Source organism: Staphylococcus sp. IVB6214, assembly GCF_025558585.1.
Taxonomy (GTDB): Bacteria; Bacillota; Bacilli; order Staphylococcales; family Staphylococcaceae; genus Staphylococcus.
In genome coordinates this window covers 1,477,710-1,496,097 of sequence record NZ_CP094723.1, presented here as the reverse complement: position 1 = coordinate 1,496,097, position 18,388 = coordinate 1,477,710, and the positions used below count along the sequence as shown (strand labels likewise).

9 protein-coding genes, 26 tRNA genes, 3 rRNA genes and 1 pseudogene are annotated in these 18,388 nt (G+C 41.8%); 37 read left to right on the top strand and 2 right to left on the bottom strand.

What is annotated here, in order from left to right:
• Window positions 1-108 precede the first annotated feature (108 nt).
• Window positions 109-1,395 carry a glutamate-1-semialdehyde 2,1-aminomutase gene (locus tag MUA51_RS07360; RefSeq protein WP_262559147.1) on the bottom strand — a complete coding sequence of 429 codons (1,287 nt, stop codon included), beginning with the start codon at window positions 1,393-1,395 and terminating at the stop codon, window positions 109-111.
• Between the two features lie 82 nt (window positions 1,396-1,477).
• On the opposite strand from MUA51_RS07360, the gene bcp reads away from it, so the two are divergent.
• The 31 genes from bcp (at window position 1,478) to MUA51_RS07205 (ending at window position 11,356) form a co-directional block, all read left to right on the top strand.
• The gene (gene bcp, locus MUA51_RS07355) at window positions 1,478-1,936 is read left to right on the top strand and encodes a thioredoxin-dependent thiol peroxidase (protein ID WP_262559146.1); all 459 of its coding nucleotides are present in this window, start codon (window positions 1,478-1,480) and stop codon (window positions 1,934-1,936) included.
• Window positions 1,937-1,940: 4 nt separating this feature from the next.
• Complete coding sequence (locus MUA51_RS07350) at window positions 1,941-2,891, top strand: phosphoglycerate dehydrogenase (protein WP_262559145.1); 951 nt, start codon at window positions 1,941-1,943, stop codon at window positions 2,889-2,891.
• A gap of 84 nt (window positions 2,892-2,975) precedes the next feature.
• Window positions 2,976-3,446 (top strand): peroxide-responsive transcriptional repressor PerR, encoded by a 471-nt coding sequence (perR, locus tag MUA51_RS07345; protein ID WP_262559143.1) that lies wholly within the window; start codon window positions 2,976-2,978, stop codon window positions 3,444-3,446.
• A gap of 638 nt (window positions 3,447-4,084) precedes the next feature.
• Window positions 4,085-5,635 (top strand): 16S ribosomal RNA (locus tag MUA51_RS07340).
• A gap of 104 nt (window positions 5,636-5,739) precedes the next feature.
• Window positions 5,740-5,816, top strand: a tRNA-Ile gene (locus MUA51_RS07335).
• Window positions 5,817-5,836: 20 nt separating this feature from the next.
• Window positions 5,837-5,912 (top strand) — tRNA-Ala (locus MUA51_RS07330).
• A gap of 299 nt (window positions 5,913-6,211) precedes the next feature.
• Window positions 6,212-9,136, top strand: a 23S ribosomal RNA gene (locus tag MUA51_RS07325).
• A 75-nt stretch (window positions 9,137-9,211) separates the two neighbouring features.
• Window positions 9,212-9,326, top strand: a 5S ribosomal RNA gene (rrf, locus tag MUA51_RS07320).
• Together the 16S, 23S and 5S rRNA genes with 25 tRNA genes alongside form the textbook arrangement of a ribosomal RNA operon.
• Window positions 9,327-9,334: 8 nt before the next feature.
• Window positions 9,335-9,410: transfer RNA gene (locus MUA51_RS07315), tRNA-Val, on the top strand.
• Between the two features lie 5 nt (window positions 9,411-9,415).
• A tRNA-Thr gene (locus tag MUA51_RS07310) sits at window positions 9,416-9,491 on the top strand.
• A 7-nt stretch (window positions 9,492-9,498) separates the two neighbouring features.
• Window positions 9,499-9,574, top strand: a tRNA-Lys gene (locus tag MUA51_RS07305).
• Between the two features lie 7 nt (window positions 9,575-9,581).
• Window positions 9,582-9,663, top strand: a tRNA-Leu gene (locus MUA51_RS07300).
• Between the two features lie 5 nt (window positions 9,664-9,668).
• Window positions 9,669-9,743: transfer RNA gene (locus MUA51_RS07295), tRNA-Gly, on the top strand.
• A gap of 7 nt (window positions 9,744-9,750) precedes the next feature.
• Window positions 9,751-9,839, top strand: a tRNA-Leu gene (locus MUA51_RS07290).
• Between the two features lie 10 nt (window positions 9,840-9,849).
• Window positions 9,850-9,923, top strand: a tRNA-Arg gene (locus MUA51_RS07285).
• 13 nt (window positions 9,924-9,936) lie between these two features.
• Window positions 9,937-10,010 (top strand) — tRNA-Pro (locus tag MUA51_RS07280).
• An 18-nt stretch (window positions 10,011-10,028) separates the two neighbouring features.
• Window positions 10,029-10,104 (top strand) — tRNA-Ala (locus tag MUA51_RS07275).
• A gap of 27 nt (window positions 10,105-10,131) precedes the next feature.
• Window positions 10,132-10,205, top strand: a tRNA-Met gene (locus tag MUA51_RS07270).
• Between the two features lie 30 nt (window positions 10,206-10,235).
• Window positions 10,236-10,309 (top strand) — tRNA-Ile (locus MUA51_RS07265).
• A 9-nt stretch (window positions 10,310-10,318) separates the two neighbouring features.
• Window positions 10,319-10,411, top strand: a tRNA-Ser gene (locus MUA51_RS07260).
• A gap of 20 nt (window positions 10,412-10,431) precedes the next feature.
• Window positions 10,432-10,505: transfer RNA gene (locus MUA51_RS07255), tRNA-Met, on the top strand.
• 11 nt (window positions 10,506-10,516) lie between these two features.
• Window positions 10,517-10,593 (top strand) — tRNA-Asp (locus tag MUA51_RS07250).
• A gap of 7 nt (window positions 10,594-10,600) precedes the next feature.
• Window positions 10,601-10,676: transfer RNA gene (locus MUA51_RS07245), tRNA-Phe, on the top strand.
• A 12-nt stretch (window positions 10,677-10,688) separates the two neighbouring features.
• A tRNA-Thr gene (locus MUA51_RS07240) sits at window positions 10,689-10,764 on the top strand.
• A 7-nt stretch (window positions 10,765-10,771) separates the two neighbouring features.
• A tRNA-Tyr gene (locus tag MUA51_RS07235) sits at window positions 10,772-10,855 on the top strand.
• A gap of 10 nt (window positions 10,856-10,865) precedes the next feature.
• A tRNA-Trp gene (locus tag MUA51_RS07230) sits at window positions 10,866-10,939 on the top strand.
• A gap of 2 nt (window positions 10,940-10,941) precedes the next feature.
• Window positions 10,942-11,014: transfer RNA gene (locus MUA51_RS07225), tRNA-His, on the top strand.
• Between the two features lie 17 nt (window positions 11,015-11,031).
• A tRNA-Gln gene (locus MUA51_RS07220) sits at window positions 11,032-11,103 on the top strand.
• An 8-nt stretch (window positions 11,104-11,111) separates the two neighbouring features.
• Window positions 11,112-11,186 (top strand) — tRNA-Cys (locus MUA51_RS07215).
• Between the two features lie 10 nt (window positions 11,187-11,196).
• Window positions 11,197-11,270: transfer RNA gene (locus tag MUA51_RS07210), tRNA-Gly, on the top strand.
• Window positions 11,271-11,282: 12 nt separating this feature from the next.
• Window positions 11,283-11,356, top strand: a tRNA-Gly gene (locus MUA51_RS07205).
• Between the two features lie 406 nt (window positions 11,357-11,762).
• Here the strand turns inward: MUA51_RS07205 and MUA51_RS07200 are convergent.
• Window positions 11,763-11,846 (bottom strand) — tRNA-Leu (locus MUA51_RS07200).
• A 209-nt stretch (window positions 11,847-12,055) separates the two neighbouring features.
• Here MUA51_RS07200 and MUA51_RS07195 point away from each other — a divergent pair.
• From MUA51_RS07195 to nagA, 6 genes and pseudogenes are all read left to right on the top strand, one after another.
• A complete protein-coding gene (locus tag MUA51_RS07195) occupies window positions 12,056-13,114 on the top strand; it encodes a PTS sugar transporter subunit IIC (protein WP_262559142.1) in 1,059 nt (352 codons plus the stop codon).
• A gap of 125 nt (window positions 13,115-13,239) precedes the next feature.
• A pseudogene (locus MUA51_RS07190) lies at window positions 13,240-14,696 on the top strand (ABC transporter substrate-binding protein/permease).
• On the top strand, window positions 14,689-15,411 hold the full coding sequence (locus MUA51_RS07185; RefSeq protein ID WP_262559141.1) for an amino acid ABC transporter ATP-binding protein: 723 nt from the start codon (window positions 14,689-14,691) through the stop codon (window positions 15,409-15,411). The pseudogene MUA51_RS07190 and the gene MUA51_RS07185 overlap by 8 nt, the downstream one beginning before the upstream one ends.
• A gap of 158 nt (window positions 15,412-15,569) precedes the next feature.
• Window positions 15,570-16,703 (top strand): tRNA epoxyqueuosine(34) reductase QueG, encoded by a 1,134-nt coding sequence (gene queG / locus MUA51_RS07180; protein ID WP_262559139.1) that lies wholly within the window; start codon window positions 15,570-15,572, stop codon window positions 16,701-16,703.
• A complete protein-coding gene (trmL, locus tag MUA51_RS07175; protein WP_262559138.1) occupies window positions 16,700-17,170 on the top strand; it encodes a tRNA (uridine(34)/cytosine(34)/5-carboxymethylaminomethyluridine(34)-2'-O)-methyltransferase TrmL in 471 nt (156 codons plus the stop codon). Before queG ends, trmL begins: the two co-directional genes overlap by 4 nt.
• Window positions 17,171-17,190: 20 nt before the next feature.
• Window positions 17,191-18,369, top strand: a complete 1,179-nt coding sequence (gene nagA, locus MUA51_RS07170; protein WP_262559137.1) for an N-acetylglucosamine-6-phosphate deacetylase — start codon at window positions 17,191-17,193, stop codon at window positions 18,367-18,369.
• Window positions 18,370-18,388 lie beyond the last annotated feature (19 nt).

Sequence of the window (18,388 nt, the reverse complement as noted above, 5' to 3'; positions counted from 1 at the left end):
TGTTATTCGATATGCAGATTGTGTTTTATATATGGTATAAGCATATTTTAACAACTGTCAATCATTTTGTTGCAGAACAAGTCAATGAGATGCGCTATTACAATATTTTTATAATTGTTGGAAAGCGTAATCCGCAGCAGCAAGTGTCTTATCGATATCTGCTTCCGTATGCTCTGTTGTTAAGAACCAAGCTTCGTATTTTGAAGGTGCTAAGTTAATCCCTTGTTTTAGCATTAATTTGAAAAACTTCGCGAAAACTTCACCATCAGATTGATCTGCTTGTTCATAGTGTGTCACTTTTTCATCGGTGAAATACACTGTTAAGGCACCTTTAACACGGTTAATTGTTGCTTTAACTTGATATTTGTCAATTGATGCTTGTAAGCCTTTTTCTAATTTTTCACCTAAGTGATCGAGATGTTCATAGACACCGTCTTGTTCCAATACTTCTAGTAAGGCAATTCCTGCTTTCATTGAGAGTGGGTTACCTGCCATTGTTCCAGCTTGATAGGCCGGTCCGAGTGGCGCCACTTGTTCCATGATGTCTTGTCGGCCGCCGTATCCACCGATTGGCAAGGCACCACCAACAATTTTACCGAATGCAGTTAAGTCAGGGTAAACACCTAATAAGTCTTGTGCTGCACCGTAATGGAAACGGAAAGCTGTAATGACTTCATCATAAATAACGAGTCCACCATGTTCGTGTGTAATGTCATTCACTTGTTCTAAAAAGCCAGGTTGTGGCTCTACCATACCAAAGTTACCGACAATCGGTTCGACGAGAACACCTGCGACCTGTTCACCCCAGTGATCCATCGCTTCTTTAAAAGCATCGATATTATTAAATGGAACAGTTATGACTTCTTGTGCAACACTTTGTGGGACACCAGCAGAATCAGGAGAACCTAACTGAGAAGGGCCACTTCCTGCAGCAACAAGGACTAAGTCTGAATGACCGTGATAGCAGCCTGCAAATTTGATAATTTTATTGCGACCTGTATAGGCACGAGCGACACGAATCGTTGTCATTACGGCCTCTGTACCAGAATTAACAAAACGCATTTTTTCAAGAGAAGGGATCGCTTCACGTAACTTTTTAGCGAATTCGATTTCTAGTTCTGTCGGCGTACCATATAAAACGCCAAGAGCAGCTTGTTCTTGAATTGCTTTTGTAATATGTGGGTGTGCATGACCAGTGATGATCGGGCCGTATGCTTGTAGATAATCGATATATTGGTTTCCATCGACATCATACAAATAGGCACCTTTACCAGACTTCATTACGACAGGTGCACCGCCTCCGACTGCTTTATAGGATCTAGAAGGAGAGTTGACACCACCTAGAATATATTCGTTAGATTGTTGTTGTAATTGCTCGCTTTTTGTAAACTCCATCTTGACTTCAACCTCTTTCTATTTAATCTTTTTCCTTATTATCGTATCATAATTGTAATGAAAATAAGAGAGAGGGATGTTTATGTTACAAAAAGGTATGCCATTTCCAGAGTTTACACTTAAGAACCAAGATGGAGAAGTTTTATCAAAAGAGACATTGAAAGGTAAGAAGGCAATTGTGTATTTCTATCCAAGAGACAATACACCAACATGTACAACAGAAGCTTGTGATTTTAGAGATAATCTTTCATATTTTAATGATTTGAATGTAGAAGTGTATGGAATTAGTGGAGATTCACAACGCAAACATCAAAATTTCATTAACAAACATCAATTGAATTTTGACTTGTTAGTCGATGAAGAATATGAATTATCAGAAGCAGTCGGCGTTTATCAATTGAAAAAATCGTTTGGCAAAGAATCAATGGGGATCGTGAGAACGACTTTTGTATTAGATGAAGCAGGAACTATTTTAGAAGTTATTGAAAAAGTTAAAGTCAAAGAACAGATCGCACAGCTAAAAGAGATATTGGAGGGGTAGAGAAATGTTAGTTGTAAGCTTAATGCGTTTAGGGGAGGAAGAGTCAGCATTACAAGAACAATTTCCCGATGTTACATTCCAATTTTATAAATATCCAGGTGAATTACCTTCAGAAATACAAAAAGACATGGATGTTTTGATTTCATACCATGGTGCAGTCGATGCGGCACTTATTGATGCAGCACCCAACCTTAAATGGATTGCATGGTATGCAACGGGTGTCAACAGCTTACCTTTGGAGAAGTTACGAGAACGTAATATTTTGCTGACGAATGGTAAGGGTGTACATGCACAACAGTTAAGTGAATGGTTATTTGCTTTTATATTAGATGACTACAAACAGTTAAAAGCAGTATATGATGAACAACAGCAAAAAATATATAATCATAAAAGGACAGGGGGTACGTTAGAAAATACGACAATGATGTTTTTCGGGACAGGTGTGATTCCACAACGGGCAGCACAAATTGCGAAAGTATTTGGTATGCGCACAATTGGGCTCAATACATCTGGACATGCAGTTGAAAACTTTGATGAAACGTATGCTATCGATGAAAGAAAGGCAGTTTTGAATCAAGCGGATATTATTGTGAATGTCCTACCTGAAACGAAAGATACACAGGATCTGTTAAAAGTCTCGGATTTTGAAGCGATGCAAGAAAGTGCACTTTTCATTAATTTAGGTAGGGGATCTGTTGTAAGTACAGAAACTTTGGTACATGTTTTAAAAGAGAAATATATTCGGGCAGCTTACCTTGATGTTTTTGAAGAGGAGCCTCTCAAACCAGATTCTCCACTGTATACGCTAGACAATGTGGTATTAACGAGTCATATAACCGGAAACGGGGCTAGCAATAAAATAAAAGCGACCCATATCTTCAAGAAAAATCTCACACATTTTCTCAATAAGAAGCCTCTAATTGAGAATGAAGTTGATTTAAGTAAGGGATATTAGTATTTCCATTGACATTAGATTATAAAAAGTCTTATATTATTGTTAAGTAATAATTATTATTAATTGGAAAGAAAGGTGAGAAATATGCAAGCAGATTTGGAAACACAACAACAACATGAGCATCAATTGGAAGAATCAATTGCTTCATTAAGAAAAGCAGGTGTTCGTATCACACCACAGCGACAAGCAATTCTAAAGTTTCTGATCAAGGTTGACACACACCCAACTGCTGACGAGATTTATCAGTCTTTATCACCTGATTTTCCTAATATTAGTGTTGCAACGATATATAATAATTTAAAAGTCTTCAAAAAAATAGGGATTGTCAAAGAGCTTACATATGGAGATGCATCAAGTCGCTTCGATTTTGATACGCACAATCACTATCATGTGATTTGTGAAAAGTGTGGTAAAATTGTTGACTTTCATTATCCATTATTGAGTGAAGTTGAACAGTTAGCACAACACGTGACCAATTTTAATGTATCACACCATCGTATGGAAATTTATGGCATTTGTGAATCATGTCAGCAATCAGAAGAAAACAAATCTTAAATTTAAATAGATGTCACTTCTTTCAAAAATACTTATAGAGAGAAGTGACTTTTTTATTTAGCAAATAGAATAAGTTAGGCAGTTTTCTAAGTTTGACTTATCGTATAGTCTGTATCACTTCCAATCATATATGGAAAATGGATAGACATAGAATAAAAAAGCAGATTTCAAAGCATATTTTCTATCAAATTAACTCTAAAGGTGTTTCATTTCTTTAGTATAGTAATTTTATTATAAAAAACCTCGATATTATTATTGACGTTTTATATATAGCTTGATAAGATATAGCAGTCGTCGAAAGAAATCACTTTAAGAAGCTAATTAAAATGCTTTTTAAATTAAATAAACGAAGTGTAAAATTAACACTTGAATAATTCGGCGATAAAATATATGATGAATATTGTTGAAAAGACGAAACGCTTCAACAAAACATCAAAAGCTGATTCGAAAAAAACTTAAAAAAGTAGTTGACACAACGAAAGCTTTTAAGTATAATAATTAATCGTAACAGCAAAAATGAACATTGAAAACTGAATGACAATATGTCAACGTTAATTCCGATAATTTGAGTACTCAGAGTAGTACTTTCGAGAGTGATTGACTTAAACAATCAAAAAGAGCTAATCAAGCTTACTTCTTTTATGGAGAGTTTGATCCTGGCTCAGGATGAACGCTGGCGGCGTGCCTAATACATGCAAGTCGAGCGAACAGACGAGGTGCTTGCACCTCTGACGTTAGCGGCGGACGGGTGAGTAACACGTGGGTAACCTACCTATAAGACTGGAATAACTTCGGGAAACCGGAGCTAATGCCGGATAACATATTGAACCGCATGGTTCAATAGTGAAAGACGGTCTTGCTGTCACTTATAGATGGACCCGCGCCGTATTAGCTAGTTGGTAAGGTAACGGCTTACCAAGGCGACGATACGTAGCCGACCTGAGAGGGTGATCGGCCACACTGGAACTGAGACACGGTCCAGACTCCTACGGGAGGCAGCAGTAGGGAATCTTCCGCAATGGGCGAAAGCCTGACGGAGCAACGCCGCGTGAGTGATGAAGGTCTTCGGATCGTAAAGCTCTGTTATTAGGGAAGAACAAACGTGTAAGTAACTGTGCACGTCTTGACGGTACCTAATCAGAAAGCCACGGCTAACTACGTGCCAGCAGCCGCGGTAATACGTAGGTGGCAAGCGTTATCCGGAATTATTGGGCGTAAAGCGCGCGTAGGCGGTTTTTTAAGTCTGATGTGAAAGCCCACGGCTCAACCGTGGAGGGTCATTGGAAACTGGAAAACTTGAGTGCAGAAGAGGAAAGTGGAATTCCATGTGTAGCGGTGAAATGCGCAGAGATATGGAGGAACACCAGTGGCGAAGGCGGCTTTCTGGTCTGCAACTGACGCTGATGTGCGAAAGCGTGGGGATCAAACAGGATTAGATACCCTGGTAGTCCACGCCGTAAACGATGAGTGCTAAGTGTTAGGGGGTTTCCGCCCCTTAGTGCTGCAGCTAACGCATTAAGCACTCCGCCTGGGGAGTACGGTCGCAAGACTGAAACTCAAAGGAATTGACGGGGACCCGCACAAGCGGTGGAGCATGTGGTTTAATTCGAAGCAACGCGAAGAACCTTACCAAATCTTGACATCCTTTGACCGCACTAGAGATAGTGTTTTCCTCTTCGGAGGACAAAGTGACAGGTGGTGCATGGTTGTCGTCAGCTCGTGTCGTGAGATGTTGGGTTAAGTCCCGCAACGAGCGCAACCCTTGAGCTTAGTTGCCATCATTAAGTTGGGCACTCTAAGTTGACTGCCGGTGACAAACCGGAGGAAGGTGGGGATGACGTCAAATCATCATGCCCCTTATGATTTGGGCTACACACGTGCTACAATGGACATTACAAAGGGCAGCGAAACCGCGAGGTCAAGCAAATCCCATAAAGATGTTCTCAGTTCGGATTGTAGTCTGCAACTCGACTACATGAAGCTGGAATCGCTAGTAATCGTAGATCAGCATGCTACGGTGAATACGTTCCCGGGTCTTGTACACACCGCCCGTCACACCACGAGAGTTTGTAACACCCGAAGCCGGTGGAGTAACCATTTGGAGCTAGCCGTCGAAGGTGGGACAAATGATTGGGGTGAAGTCGTAACAAGGTAGCCGTATCGGAAGGTGCGGCTGGATCACCTCCTTTCTAAGGATAATATACGGAATATCACCTTTAGGTGATAAGCGGATTAACGTGACATATTGTATTCAGTTTTGAATGCTCATATTTGAGAATTCAACATTTCAAATGGGCCTATAGCTCAGCTGGTTAGAGCGCACGCCTGATAAGCGTGAGGTCGGTGGTTCGAGTCCACTTAGGCCCACCATTTGAAAATTTAATGATTATGGGGGCTTAGCTCAGCTGGGAGAGCGCCTGCTTTGCACGCAGGAGGTCAGCGGTTCGATCCCGCTAGTCTCCACCATTTTAATTAAACTTGTACATTGAAAACTAGATAAGTAAGTATAAATGATTTTACCAAGCAAAAACCGAGTGAATAGCGAAAGCTTGAAACTAAAAAATTATCGCTAGTCGTCAAATGACGACTCACATAATTAATGACTGGTGGATGTTGGTGTCGTAAATTCGGTAGACAGATGATGTTTTGAAAACGTTTGTCAGTCTATGAATTTCTTGATGAGCGAAGCGAAGATTACTACACGTAACTGAGCAAGCGAAGAAAGAAATGAAGCCGAATGCAAGCGATTGCCAAAACATCACAAAGATTAAGTTATTAAGGGCGCACGGTGAATACCTTGGCACTAGAAGCCGAAGAAGGACGTTACTAACGACGATATGCTTTGGGGAGCTGTAAGTAAGCTGTGATCCAGAGATTTCCGAATGGGGAAACCCAGCACGAGTTATGTCGTGTTATCTACATGTGAATACATAGCATGTAAGAAGGCAGACCCGGAGAACTGAAACATCTTAGTACCCGGAGGAAGAGAAAGAAAAATCGATTCCCTGAGTAGCGGCGAGCGAAACGGGAAGAGCCCAAACCAACAAGCTTGCTTGTTGGGGTTGTAGGACACTCTATACGGAGTTACAAAAGGACATGTTAGACGAATAACCTGGAAAGGTTAATCATAGAAGGTAATAATCCTGTAGTCGAAAACGTGACCTCTCTTGAGTGGATCCTGAGTACGGCGGAGCACGTGAAATTCCGTCGGAATCTGGGAGGACCATCTCCTAAGGCTAAATACTCTCTAGTGACCGATAGTGAACCAGTACCGTGAGGGAAAGGTGAAAAGTACCCCGGAAGGGGAGTGAAAGAGAACTTGAAACCGTGTGCTTACAAGTAGTCAGAGCCCGTTAATGGGTGATGGCGTGCCTTTTGTAGAATGAACCGGCGAGTTACGATCTGATGCAAGGTTAAGCAGAAAATGTGGAGCCGTAGCGAAAGCGAGTCTGAATAGGGCGAATGAGTATTTGGTCGTAGACCCGAAACCAGGTGATCTACCCTTGGTCAGGTTGAAGTTCAGGTAATACTGAATGGAGGACCGAACCGACTTACGTTGAAAAGTGAGCGGATGAACTGAGGGTAGCGGAGAAATTCCAATCGAACTTGGAGATAGCTGGTTCTCTCCGAAATAGCTTTAGGGCTAGCCTCAAGTGATGATTATTGGAGGTAGAGCACTGTTTGGACGAGGGGCCCCTCTCGGGTTACCGAATTCAGACAAACTCCGAATGCCAAATAATTTAACTTGGGAGTCAGAATGTGGGTGATAAGGTCCATATTCGAAAGGGAAACAGCCCAGACCACCAGCTAAGGTCCCAAAATATATGTTAAGTGGAAAAGGATGTGGCGTTGCCCAGACAACTAGGATGTTGGCTTAGAAGCAGCCATCATTTAAAGAGTGCGTAATAGCTCACTAGTCGAGTGACACTGCGCCGAAAATGTACCGGGGCTAAACATATTACCGAAGCTGTGGATTGTCCGTAGGACAATGGTAGGAGAGCGTTCTAAGGGCGTTGAAGCATGATCGCAAGGACATGTGGAGCGCTTAGAAGTGAGAATGCCGGTGTGAGTAGCGAAAGACGGGTGAGAATCCCGTCCACCGATTGACTAAGGTTTCCAGAGGAAGGCTCGTCCGCTCTGGGTTAGTCGGGTCCTAAGCTGAGGCCGAAAGGCGTAGGCGATGGATAACAGGTTGATATTCCTGTACCACCTAAATTCGTTTTAAGCGATGGGGGGACGCAGTAGGATAGGCGAAGCGTGCTGTTGGAGTGCACGTCTAAGCAGTGAGATTGAGTGTTAGGCAAATCCGGCACTCGTAAAGATTGAGCTGTGATGGGGAGAAGAAACACGTTTCTTCGAGTCGTTGATTTCACACTGCCGAGAAAAGCCTCTAGCTAGAAAATAGGTGCCCGTACCGCAAACCGACACAGGTAGTCAAGATGAGAATTCTAAGGTGAGCGAGCGAACTCTCGTTAAGGAACTCGGCAAAATGACCCCGTAACTTCGGGAGAAGGGGTGCTCTTTAGGGTTCACGCTCTGAAGAGCCGCAGTGAATAGGCCCAAGCGACTGTTTATCAAAAACACAGGTCTCTGCTAAACCGTAAGGTGACGTATAGGGGCTGACGCCTGCCCGGTGCTGGAAGGTTAAGAGGAGTGGTTAGCTTCTGCGAAGCTACGAATCGAAGCCCCAGTAAACGGCGGCCGTAACTATAACGGTCCTAAGGTAGCGAAATTCCTTGTCGGGTAAGTTCCGACCCGCACGAAAGGCGTAACGATTTGGGCACTGTCTCAACGAGAGACTCGGTGAAATCATAGTACCGGTGAAGATGCCGGTTACCCGCGACAGGACGGAAAGACCCCGTGGAGCTTTACTGTAGCCTGATATTGAAATTCGGTACAGTTTGTACAGGATAGGTAGGAGCCTTAGAAGCGTGAGCGCTAGCTTACGTGGAGGCATTGGTGGGATACTACCCTAATTGTATTGGATTTCTAACCCGCAGCACTTAGCGTGCTGGGAGACAGTGTCAGGCGGGCAGTTTGACTGGGGCGGTCGCCTCCTAAAGAGTAACGGAGGCGCTCAAAGGTTCCCTCAGAATGGTTGGAAATCATTCAAAGAGTGTAAAGGCATAAGGGAGCTTGACTGCGAGACCTACAAGTCGAGCAGGGTCGAAAGACGGACTTAGTGATCCGGTGGTTCCGCATGGAAGGGCCATCGCTCAACGGATAAAAGCTACCCCGGGGATAACAGGCTTATCTCCCCCAAGAGTTCACATCGACGGGGAGGTTTGGCACCTCGATGTCGGCTCATCGCATCCTGGGGCTGTAGTCGGTCCCAAGGGTTGGGCTGTTCGCCCATTAAAGCGGTACGCGAGCTGGGTTCAGAACGTCGTGAGACAGTTCGGTCCCTATCCGTCGTGGGCGTAGGAAATTTGAGAGGCGCTGTCCTTAGTACGAGAGGACCGGGATGGACATACCTCTGGTGTACCAGTTGTCGCGCCAGCGGCATAGCTGGGTAGCTATGTATGGACGGGATAAGTGCTGAAAGCATCTAAGCATGAAGCCCCCCTCGAGATGAGATTTCCCAACTTCGGTTATAAGATCCCTCAAAGATGATGAGGTTAATAGGTTCGAGGTGGAAGCGTAGTGATACGTGGAGCTGACGAATACTAATCGATCGAAGACTTAATCAAAATTTTTTCACAAGGTTTTGTTTGTGTAAATGATATACTTACTATCTAGTTTTGAATGTATAACATTCAATTTTATCTGGTGCCAATGGCAAAGAGGTCACACCTGTTCCCATGCCGAACACAGAAGTTAAGCTCTTTAGCGCCGATGGTAGTTGAACTGACGTTCCGCTAGAGTAGGACGGTGCCAGGTAAATATATGGAGAATTAGCTCAGCTGGGAGAGCATCTGCCTTACAAGCAGAGGGTCGGCGGTTCGAACCCGTCATTCTCCACCATTTATGCCGGCCTAGCTCAATTGGTAGAGCAACTGACTTGTAATCAGTAGGTTGGGGGTTCAAGTCCTCTGGCCGGCACCATTATCAAGAGCCATTAGCTCAGTTGGTAGAGCATCTGACTTTTAATCAGAGGGTCAGAGGTTCGAATCCTCTATGGCTCACCATTTTCAAGCGGGTGTGGCGGAATTGGCAGACGCACTAGACTTAGGATCTAGCGCCTTACGGCGTGGGGGTTCGACTCCCTTCACCCGCATTAATGCAGAAGTAGTTCAGCGGTAGAATACAACCTTGCCAAGGTTGGGGTCGCGGGTTCGAATCCCGTCTTCTGCTCCATTATTTTGCCGGGGTGGCGGAACTGGCAGACGCACAGGACTTAAAATCCTGCGGTAAGTGATTACCGTACCGGTTCGATTCCGGTCCTCGGCACCATTTAGAATATGCGCCCGTAGCTCAATTGGATAGAGCGTTTGACTACGGATCAAGAGGTTATGGGTTCGACTCCTATCGGGCGCGCTTCTTATTCTTTCGGGAAGTAGCTCAGCTTGGTAGAGCACTTGGTTTGGGACCAAGGGGTCGCAGGTTCAAATCCTGTCTTCCCGACTTACTAAAATAATTTATGGGGGCTTAGCTCAGCTGGGAGAGCGCCTGCTTTGCACGCAGGAGGTCAGCGGTTCGATCCCGCTAGTCTCCACCATTAATTTAATACTTTACAACTATATATGGCGGCGTAGCTCAGCTGGCTAGAGCGTACGGTTCATACCCGTGAGGTCGGGGGTTCGATCCCCTCCGCCGCCACTAATTATTAGTTGATAGAAATGATTATTAGGACCTTTAGCTCAGTTGGTTAGAGCTAACGGCTCATAACCGTTCGGTCGCAGGTTCGAGTCCTGCAAGGTCCATATAATTTTGGAGGAATACCCAAGTCTGGCTGAAGGGATCGGTCTTGAAAACCGACAGGGGCTTAACGGCTCGCGGGGGTTCGAATCCCTCTTCCTCCGCCATTTATTTTAATTTCTATTATCGCGGGATGGAGCAGTTCGGTAGCTCGTCGGGCTCATAACCCGAAGGTCGGTGGTTCAAATCCGCCTCCCGCAATATTTTTGAGTGGTCCCGTAGTGGAGCGGTTTAACACGCCTGCCTGTCACGCAGGAGATCGCGGGTTCGATTCCCGTCGGGACCGCCATTATTATGGTTCAGTAGCTCAGTCGGTAGAGCAAAGGACTGAAAATCCTTGTGTCGGCGGTTCGATTCCGTCCTGAACCACCATTTTTTATTTATGCCGGCCTAGCTCAATTGGTAGAGCAACTGACTTGTAATCAGTAGGTTGGGGGTTCAAGTCCTCTGGCCGGCACCATTCATTTGGAGGGGTAGCGAAGTGGCTAAACGCGGCGGACTGTAAATCCGCTCCTTCGGGTTCGGCAGTTCGAATCTGCCCCCCTCCACCATCCTTATAATAGGGGCATAGTTCAACGGTAGAATAGAGGTCTCCAAAACCTTTGATGTGGGTTCGATTCCTACTGCCCCTGCCATGGCGGCTGTGGCGAAGTGGTTAACGCATCGGATTGTGGTTCCGACACTCGTGGGTTCGATTCCCATCAGCCGCCCTTAAAGTTATTATTGATGGGCTATAGCCAAGCGGTAAGGCAACGGACTTTGACTCCGTCACTCGCTGGTTCGAATCCAGCTAGCCCAGTTCCTTTTGGCGGCATAGCCAAGTGGTAAGGCCAGGGTCTGCAAAACCCTTATTCACCGGTTCAAATCCGGTTGCCGCCTCCAATTTTTACATGCGGGAATAGTTTAATTCTAGAACACTTTCCTTCCCGGAAAGAGGTACAGGTGTAAGTCCTGTTTTCCGCTCCATATTTTAATTATGCGGGAGTATTTCAATTTCAGAATACTTTCCTTCCCGGAAAGTGATATAGGTGCAAGTCCTATCTTCCGCTCCATATTTTATATTTTGTGTACCGAACCAACTTAGCAGATTGTTATCTGATGAGTATATGGACGGTTTTTTTGTTGTGTTTTTAGGATGTTTACCTTTTGTGGTGGGATGGCATGAACTGCTGTCTCGCCTTTTTTGTTTTTTATCATTTAGATACAAAAAAAGCGCGCATGCCTCTATCATTTTAAGTAATTAAACCAAAAATAAAGCGGAGACATGAGCGGCACATTATACGTAGTGCTAAACGGTGTCCCAAAAGCAGGATTTTCGACAGAACATCCACAATGTGACAAAATTTGAAAATCAATTTTGCACATCGTTCGGTTCTGCTCAAATCCTAAACGCTTTTGTCCCAACCTAAAAGAAAAAGGCACAGTAAGTATAAATACTTACCGTGCCTTTTTAAGTAGTACCGGTGGTCGGGGTCGAACCGACACGTCCTAATGGACACGGGATTTTGAGTCCCGCGCGTCTGCCAATTCCGCCACACCGGCATTATTTGTGATTATTAATGTACAATCAAAATCACAAGTACTATTATATTACGTTCGCGATGTTTCGTCAACAATTTTTGAAATAATTAATGTCTATGTTTATTTTGAAAGTTTATCCATTAGAATGCATACAAATCGTTATAATGTATATTGTAGATGCTATCGTTTTGTATTATGATAAACGTATTATAATTGAGGAGGATTTCTCTGTGGGAAAAACGCAAAGTAGTGGTAAGCAGTTTTTCAATAATATATTAAATGCAGTAGGTGCAGGTGTTGTCATTGCATTATTACCGAATGCATTATTGGGAGAATTGCTAAAGTTTTTTAAAGATGGTAATGAAGCATTAGAGATGATTTATCAGCTTGTGATTGTAATTCAATCATTTATGGCCTTCATTATTGGTGTTGTTGCAGCGCATATGTTTAAGTTTTCAGGTCCTGGTTCTGTGTTCGTTGGGACATCGGCAATGCTAGGGTCTGGTGCGGTTGTTTTTGAAAATGGTGTGATTATGTTACAAGGTATCGGTGATATTATCAATATCATGATCATTGTAACACTTGCCTGTGCCATGTTTATGTTATTAAGTGGGAAGTTTGGTTCGCTGGAGTTAATTATTTTACCTGTTTTGATTCCAGTAGTTTCTGGATATATCGGGTTACTGATATTGCCATATGTTCGAAAAGTAACGGGTACGCTTGGTGCAATGATTCATTCGTTTACAGAACTCAATCCGTTATTGATGAGTATTTTAATCACTGTTACATTTGCCTTATTGATGGTTACACCAATCTCGCTCGTTGCGATAGCGACGGCAATTTCACTGACTGGATTGGGCAGTGGTGCAGCCAACATGGGTATAGTAGCAGCGTGTGTAACGTTCCTATTCGGTTCATTACCTGTTAATAAAGCAGGAGTGAATATTGTTCTGTTGATTGGTGCTGCCAAAATGATGATTCCAGTATACTTAAAACATCCGATTATTATGATTCCATTAGCTATTAATGGTGTTGTTGGCGGTTTATTAGCATATTTTGTTGATATAAAAGGTACACCGATGTCAGCAGGATTTGGATATACAGGTTTAGTAGGGCCGATTAATGCATTTAACCGTATGGATGGTGATCCGATGATGAATGCATTGATGCTATTGTTTGCATACTTTATCATACCATTCACAATTGCATTTTTTGTGCATCAAATATGTAAACGTGTTATACCAGGATATTCTGACGACATATACCGTTTTGAATTACCAAAGCAATAAAATTGTATAACAGGCTTGATCGCTTATATCTAGTAATTATAGGTATAAGCGATTTTTTTAAAATGTTATTGCATAAACTTACAGTTATATGTATAATAATGAATAACGTTAGAGGAGGTTGTTTGATGAAGTATATACAAAAGTTAGGTTCTATTGTTTTCATATTGGCTATTTTATTGACGATTGTACCTCTTGATAATCGTGCTCATGCTGCGGATGACAAGTGGAAAGAAATTGAAAAGCGTGGAGAGCTGCGTGTTGGATTATCTGCAGACTATGCACCGATGGAATTTGAGCGTACTTTGAATGGAAAGCGAGAATATGCAGGTATTGATATTGAGCTAGCAAAAAAATTGCAAAAGATCATAATTTAAAATTAACGATTGTTAATATGCAATTTGATAGCTTATTAGGTGCCTTAAAAACTGGGAAAATTGATATGATTATTTCTGGTATGACACCGACACCAGAACGTGAAAAAGAAGTTGATTTTTCGGATTCTTACATGACAGTTAAACAAACTGTAGTAATTAGAAAAAAGGATGCAGATAAATATCAAAAGCTAGAAGATTTAACGGGTAAACGTATTGGTGCTCAGAAACAAACAACGCAAGAGGAATTAGCACAAACTGAGATTAAAGATGCGGATGTCCAGTCTTTAACAAGGTTACCGGAAGTTATTTTATCTTTAAAGAGTAATAAAATTGATGGTGTCGTAATGGACAGTGCTGTTGCAGATGCTTATTTGAGTCAAAATAGTGATCTTATGTTATCAAAAGTTGAATTTGCAAATTCTGAAAAACAAACAGCAGTTGCTGTCCCTAAAAATTCACCTGAACTTTTGGGAAAAGTGAATGATACGATTTCGGATGTGAAAGATAAAAAGTTAATTGATCAATATGCGGAAAAAGCCGCACAAGCCATGAAAGAAGATGGTAGCTTTTTTGCTAAATATGGGACGTTCTTCATTACTGGTTTGAAAAATACAATAGTTATCTCAATTATGGGTGTGTCATTTGGTGCAATATTTGGTGCATTATTTGCATTGATGAAGATTAGCAGTATAAAACCGTTAAAATGGTTAGCTTCAGCATATATTGAATTTTTGAGGGGAACACCACTTCTCGTACAAGTGTTTTTAGTCTATTTTGGTACGACAGCAGTACTAGGCCTTGATATTTCAGCATTTATATGTGGTACTATCGCACTTGTCATTAACTGCTCAGCCTACATTGCTGAAATCATTCGTGCAGGTATTAACGCAGTCGACAAAGGGCAGATGGAAGCTGCGAGAAGTTTAGGTTTGAGTTATGGTCAAACGATGAAAACAGTCATTATGCCTCAAGCAGTTAAGAAAATTTTACCAGCTCTTGGTAATGAATTTGTAACAGTTATTAAAGAATCATCAATTGTATCGGTTATCGGAGTAAGTGAAATCATGTTCAACTCACAAGTTGTACAAGGTGCATCATTTGATCCGTTCACGCCATTACTGATTGCAGCGGTATTATATTTCATCTTAACATTCATGCTTTCACGTCTGATGAATTTCTTTGAAGGGAGATTGAGCGTCAGTGATTAAAATACATGATTTACACAAGTCTTTTGGAAAAAATGAAGTATTGACAGGTATTAATTTAGAAGTTAACAAAGGGGAAGTAGTCGCTATTATCGGCCCTTCAGGAAGTGGGAAGAGTACGTTGTTGAGATGTATGAACCTATTAGAAACACCGACAAAAGGGCAGGTAATATTTGAAGGGAAAGATTTAACAGACAAATCAACCAATGTCGATCAATTACGACAAGATATGGGGATGGTTTTTCAAAATTTCAATTTGTTTCCACATAAAAAAGTGATGGATAACATTATTTTGGCACCCTCACTTCTTAAAAAAGGGGATAAAGCAGCATTGGAAAAGCAAGCACTTGATCTATTGGATAAAGTTGGATTAAAAGATCGTGCGGATGCTTATCCGAATCAGTTGTCAGGGGGACAAAAGCAAAGGGTAGCAATTGCACGTGCACTGGCGATGAATCCCAATGTCTTATTATTTGATGAACCGACGTCAGCACTGGATCCAGAAGTTGTTGGAGAAGTGCTTAATGTAATGACTGACTTAGCAAAAGAAGGGATGACGATGATTGTCGTTACACATGAGATGGGATTTGCTAAAAACGTCAGTGATCGAGTTGTCTTTATGGCAGATGGTGTAGTTGTAGAAGATGATACACCAGAAAATATTTTTGAAAATCCACAACATGAACGTACTCAAAACTTCTTAAGCCGTGTTCTATAATTAATGTATAAATCTCAAGTAAGCCTTAAATTAATGGTCTACTTGAGATTTTTTATGGATTCAGTGCATACTTTTTAAATATTTTATAAAAATTTGAAATCTGTTCCGCCTGTTAAAATATGTTAAAATAGGAGAGTAACTTTTGAGAGGTGACAAATATGGATGTTTCGCAGTTGAAGGCAGATATAATTGAATATGCACATTCGATTGGTATTGACAGCATTGGCTTTACAACTGCTGATCCATTTGATGAGTTGAAGCAGAAGTTGATTGAATATCATGCGAAAGGCTATGCTTCAGGATTTGAGCCAACAGATATTGAGATGAGGACGGAACCGAAGTTGTCGATGTCGTCCGCACGTTCGATTATTGCTATTGCTGTTGGCTATCCGAATCGCTTACCTGATGCACCAAAGAGTAAGCGCGGTGATCGACGTGGTATCTTTGCACGTGCGTCATGGGGACAGGATTATCACAGTATTATGCGTAAGCGGTTAGATGCATTGAGTGCATATATTAAAGAACGTGTGCCAGATGCTGAAACGATGTCGATGGTCGATACAGGTGTCTTATCTGATCGAGCGGTTGCAGAACGTGCAGGGCTTGGTTACACAGGGCGCAATGGCTTTGTCATTAATCCTGAACTGGGCACATGGACTTATTTGGGAGAAATGCTTGTGAGCATCGCTTTTCCTCCAGATGATCCAATCATGGATAGCTGTGGTGATTGTACGATTTGTATCGATCGCTGTCCGACGGGCGCACTTGTTGGTGATGGGCAGTTAAATAGCCAAAAGTGTGTGAGTTTTTTAACACAAACTAAAGGCTACATGCCGGATCAATATCGTTATAAAATTGGTAATCGTCTCTATGGTTGTGATACATGTCAGCAAGTATGCCCACGAAATCGAGGAATCAATACACAACAGGATGATATTATTTTAGAACCTGAAATATTGAAACCACGTTTAATTCCGTTATTAAAAATGAGTAACAAGGAATTTAAAGAAACGTATGGACATTTAGCAGGAGCATGGCGAGGCAAGAAACCAATACAGCGTAATGCAATCTTGGCACTTGCACATTTTAAAGAAAAAGAGGCAATTCCAGAACTAAAAGATTTAGCAGAAAATGACCCAAGACCAATGTTACGTGCAACTGCTTATTGGGCAATTGGACAAATTCTTGAAGATGAAGCTGAAGACTATATTATGTCACGGTATGACTCAGAAATTGAAGAAGTGCAAGTTGAAATGAAAAAGGGACTAGAAACGAGGAGAACAGTAAAATGACCATTCACGTTGTGTTATATCAACCTGAAATCCCAGCGAATACGGGGAATATTGCACGTACTTGTGCAGCCACAGATACAAAATTGCATTTAATCCGACCATTAGGATTCAGTACGGATGATAAAATGTTGCGCCGTGCAGGTTTAGATTATTGGAAATTTGTAGATATTACGTATTATGACAGCATTGAAGAATTTTTTGAAAAGACGCAAGGAACATATTATTTATTAACAAAATTTGGTTCTAAAAATCATACGTCACAAGATTTTTCAGATAGAGACACAAATCATTACTTTATTTTTGGTAAAGAAACGACAGGTTTACCAAGTTGGGTAAAAGATAAATATGAAAATACAGCTTTGCGTATACCGATGAATGAAAATGTTCGAGCATTAAACTTATCGAATACGGCAGCCATTTTAATTTATGAAGCATTACGTCAACAAGACTATCCAGGATTACAATAATTGGAAAAGAAGGGATTGTTATGACTGAGATGTACGTCATACAAGGTGGATTTATTTATACAGAAGATGGTGTGATAAAAGATGGTCACATGATTGTTAAAGACAATCAAATTCATCAAATCAAACACTTTCCGTATGAAGGACCGTTAGAAGTGATTGATGCAACTGGACAACATATTTTACCAGGTTTTATAGATATTCATATTCATGGTGGCTATGGGCAAGATGTGATGGATGCTTCGCCTGAAGGGTTAGAGGTGCTTTCACAAGGTTTATTGACAGAGGGCACAACGAGCTATCTCGCAACGACGATGACACAATCTGAAACAGCCATACATTCTGCTTTGGAAGCAGTAGCAACATATGTGAATCAAGCTAAAAAATCAGCAAAACAACCTACTGCTGAAATTCTTGGCGCTCATTTAGAAGGGCCGTTTATCTCTGAGCATAAAGTAGGTGCGCAAAATCCAGCTTTTGTTCAACGCCCATCTGTTGAGCAGGTGAATGATTTTCAAAAAACGGCGAATGGCTTAATTAAAATTATGACATATGCGCCAGAAGTTGAAGGGGCAAAAGAAACGTTACAAGCGCTCAGTAATGATATTATTTTTTCAATGGGACATACGGTTGCGACATTCGAACAAGCAAATGAAGCGGTAAAGATGGGTGCTAAGCATGTCACACATCTATATAATGCAGCAACACCTTTTGCACATCGAGAGCCAGGCGTGTTCGGAGCAGCATGGACGAATCCATTTTTACATACAGAATTGATTGTCGACGGTATCCATGCACATCCAGCAGCCGTTGATGTTGCATATCGTATGAAAGGCAATCATGCATTTTATCTCATCACTGATGCGATGCGTGCAAAAGGCTTGCAAGATGGCACTTATGATCTTGGTGGACAAGATGTGATTGTCAAAGGTAAGGAAGCACGCTTAGCAAGTGGTGCTTTGGCAGGTAGTATTTTAAAAATGAATGATGGTTTACGTAATTTAATGAAATTTACAGGTGCATCTTTAGAAGATTTATGGCGTGTAACAAGTTATAATCAAGCTAAGGCATTAAATGTCTTGTCACACAAAGGGAGTTTGACAGAAGGTAAAGATGCGGATATTGTTATTTTGAATGACAATATTGATGTTTTAATGACAATTAAATCAGGGTATGTAATGAATAATATAGATGACAAGTAACCATAAATGAGGAGTGGAT

Coding starts and splice junctions, on each gene's coding strand:
- MUA51_RS07360 (WP_262559147.1), bottom strand. CDS start 1,395: ATGGAGTTTACAAAAAGCGAGCAATTACAACAACAATCTAACGAATAT.
- perR (WP_262559143.1), top strand. CDS start 2,976: ATGCAAGCAGATTTGGAAACACAACAACAACATGAGCATCAATTGGAA.
- trmL (WP_262559138.1), top strand. CDS start 16,700: ATGACCATTCACGTTGTGTTATATCAACCTGAAATCCCAGCGAATACG.
- bcp (WP_262559146.1), top strand. CDS start 1,478: ATGTTACAAAAAGGTATGCCATTTCCAGAGTTTACACTTAAGAACCAA.
- queG (WP_262559139.1), top strand. CDS start 15,570: ATGGATGTTTCGCAGTTGAAGGCAGATATAATTGAATATGCACATTCG.
- MUA51_RS07350 (WP_262559145.1), top strand. CDS start 1,941: ATGTTAGTTGTAAGCTTAATGCGTTTAGGGGAGGAAGAGTCAGCATTA.
- nagA (WP_262559137.1), top strand. CDS start 17,191: ATGACTGAGATGTACGTCATACAAGGTGGATTTATTTATACAGAAGAT.